At 67.0% G+C, this 327-nt stretch carries 1 pseudogene; it reads left to right on the top strand.

The features are described 5' to 3' along the window. Positions 1–327 (top strand): annotated as a pseudogene (locus DSP71_RS24275) (phosphoketolase); the annotation flags it as partial.

Below are 327 nucleotides of genomic sequence, written 5' to 3'. Positions count from 1 at the left end.
GCGGCGGCGCTGCTGCGCGAGCACATCCCCGACCTGAGAGTGCGGGTGGTGAACGTGGTCGACCTGACCCGGCTGCAATCCGAGGACCAGCACCCGCACGGTCTCCCGGACCGGGAGTTCGATGCGATCTTCACTCCCGACAAGCCGGTGATCTTCGCCTACCACGGCTACCCGTGGCTGATCCACCGACTCACCTACAAGCGCGCCGGGCACCAGAACCTGCACGTGCACGGCTTCCAGGAGCGCGGCACCACCACGACCCCGTTCGACATGGTCATGCTCAACGACCTCGACCGGTACCGGCTCGCGATCGACGTCCTCGACCAC

This window comes from Microbacterium sp. H6 (genome assembly GCF_003314775.1).
In the GTDB taxonomy this organism is placed as follows: domain Bacteria; phylum Actinomycetota; class Actinomycetes; order Actinomycetales; family Microbacteriaceae; genus Microbacterium; species Microbacterium oxydans.
This window is presented reverse-complemented; position numbering and strand designations above follow the sequence as displayed.